This window comes from Mesorhizobium sp. M7A.F.Ca.CA.004.12.1.1 (genome assembly GCF_003997835.1).
Lineage (GTDB): Bacteria > Pseudomonadota > Alphaproteobacteria > Rhizobiales > Rhizobiaceae > Mesorhizobium.
In genome coordinates, this window is the sequence record NZ_RZRK01000927.1 from 1 (window position 1) to 2,227 (window position 2,227).

The window sequence follows — 2,227 nt, forward strand, 5'->3', positions numbered from 1 at the left end:
CCGCTAGAAGGCCGGCGAGCGCCTCGGCTGCTCCGTAAGCGTCTGACGTCAAGCAACGCATCCCAACCCGGTCTTCCGGGCAATTTTGCCGGCCACGGCGAATGGATGCCAATGCGACGGACCGGACACTTTCAGGGAACACCCGAAATGAATGCAAGATATCAGCGCAGGAAACTGCCTGCGCGCTATGCCGCTGTTCTCAGCCCGCTGGTGCTGTCGCTGTTGATGACCTTCATCGTCTCGTTCATCTCGACGTTGAAAAGCCTTGGCTTCCACCCCGAGCTGCCGTCCATCTGGCTGACCGCCTGGGGCCTGTCCTGGCTGGTGGCGTTTCCAACGCTGCTGCTGGTGCTGCCGATAGTGCGCCGCATCGTCGGCGCGCTCTGCGAGCCGGCCAGCCGATAGCTCACACGAAAAAGGTCCGGAGATGTCCTCCGGACCTTTTGCCCTGCGGTCATCAATGACGAACCGCTACCAGCGACCCTTGCGCCGGTTCCAGGCATAGAGAAGATCGGCGAAGCGGTCGTAGGCAAAGCGTGTCAGCGGCAAGATAAACGGATTGCCGAACACCATCGCCAGCCAGCCCTCGCCTGGCGTTGCCTGCCAAACGGCAATCGCGACATCGGCGCCGACCAGCAGCCTGCCCGCCGCATCGGTGGCGTGCAGCCGGCGGCGGATGTCGTCAAGCGACGCGCCATGTCCGGTAAGCGCTGCCGGTTCAAGATTGATGTCTCGGAACTCGATCCGCCCGGCCTTGACCGCCTCGATCAGCCGCCGCTTCTGCCTGCCGATACCGGCATCGCAGACCGGGCAGCGAGTGTTGTACCAGACGGTCAGCATTTATCCGTGGCCATGCCTGTGGTGCAGGTCGGGATAATGTGGATGCCGGTGGCGCATCGGCGCATGCCGGTGCCAGTGCGAATGCGGCTCACTCACCGGCCCGTCATGATGGTGCTGGTGGTGCTCATCATGCACATGGCTGTGCTCGTGCTCCAATTCCTCATGATCGTGCTCGTGCTCATGGCGTTCCGACAGATGCAGCCACAGGCCAACGCCCATCAGAACTCCGGCGGCCGCCAGCTTGAGCGTGACGGCGTCACCCAGGATGGCGATTGCCAGCAACGCGCCGATGAAGGGAGCGAGCGAGTAATAGGCCCCTGTCCGCGCGGTGCCCAGATGACGCAGCGCCACGATGAACATCACCAGGCTGACCCCGATGCCGAAGAAACCGACTGCGGCGGTCGCTGCAATAACCGACGCCGGGGGAAACAAGGCCCCGCCGGCAAGCGCCAGCCCGACATTGACGACACCCGCCACCAGCCCTTTGAGCATGGCGATCACCACCGGGTCGGTGGCGGAGATCCTGCGCGTGAAATTGTTGTCGATCCCCCAGGCCAGACAAGCCCCTGCCACCATCAGGGCGCCACGGTTGAAGGCGACGCCCTCACCTTGCCACGACAGAAGAATGGCACCCGCCAGAATGGCGAAAGCGCCAAAAAGCAGGCGCCGGTCGACATTCTCGCGATAGACGAGCCAGGCGATCGCCATCGTCGCCAGCCCTTCCAGGTTGAGCAGCAGCGCCGAACTGGACGCCGTGTTGAGGGTCAAGCCGAACATCAGCAGCACCGGCGCGATAACGCCGCCCATGCCGATCGCCAGCGCCAGCCAGGGAACATCCCCAGCGGTCAGTTGCGCCTCCCCGGCCGCGGCCTGCCTGCCCCGAAGCAGGCGGTACAGAGCCAGCCCAAGACCGGCACCGAGATAGAGCAGGCCGGCCAGCATGAAGGGATTGACGCCATTGAGCAGCAGCTTGCTGAGCGGCGGCGTCGCCCCGAACAGGGCGGCAGAGCCAAGCGCGAGTGGCACGCCGGGCCACAGATGCGAATGGGAATGCGGTTCGGACATGATCTCACCCTATGATGGCAGGTGTGTCACTTGCGGCGCATGGCCGCCTTCGGCCCGATGCACTTGTTGTCGCGAAACAGCGCCCACTCCTCGCAAAGGCGCCCATTGGGCAAGCGGCAAAACCCATATTCGTTGCCGGCCTTGTCCTTCCTGATCACCAGGCGCCCGCCGATATCGCCACAATGGACGGATGCCGGATTGGCCATGCCGACCGGTTTTTGCGCACTGGCGCCGGCGGAAAACGGCAGCGGCGACAAAGCGGCAAAGCTGGCGACCAATATCGAAACCTTCTTCATCGCGATCTCCCCGGCCGCATTCTATC

General features: G+C 63.9%; 4 protein-coding genes. 1 reads left to right on the top strand and 3 read right to left on the bottom strand.

Annotation, left to right across the window (positions count from 1 at the left end; all coding sequences use genetic code 11):
- Positions 1-147 precede the first annotated feature (147 nt).
- Positions 148-405, top strand: a complete 258-nt coding sequence (locus EN984_RS31810) for a DUF2798 domain-containing protein (RefSeq protein ID WP_127268095.1) — start codon at positions 148-150, stop codon at positions 403-405.
- Positions 406-471: 66 nt separating this feature from the next.
- Here EN984_RS31810 and EN984_RS31815 read toward each other — a convergent pair whose 3' ends face one another.
- From EN984_RS31815 to EN984_RS31825, 3 genes are read right to left on the bottom strand one after another with little or no spacing between them, the layout of a single operon-like run.
- Complete coding sequence (locus tag EN984_RS31815) at positions 472-840, bottom strand: DCC1-like thiol-disulfide oxidoreductase family protein (RefSeq protein ID WP_127271346.1); 369 nt, start codon at positions 838-840, stop codon at positions 472-474.
- The gene (locus tag EN984_RS31820) at positions 841-1,905 is read right to left on the bottom strand and encodes a DMT family transporter (RefSeq protein ID WP_127271344.1); all 1,065 of its coding nucleotides are present in this window, start codon (positions 1,903-1,905) and stop codon (positions 841-843) included.
- Positions 1,906-1,931: 26 nt separating this feature from the next.
- Positions 1,932-2,111, bottom strand: coding sequence for a DUF333 domain-containing protein (locus tag EN984_RS31825; protein WP_245480160.1), 180 nt, complete (start codon positions 2,109-2,111; stop codon positions 1,932-1,934).
- Positions 2,112-2,227 lie beyond the last annotated feature (116 nt).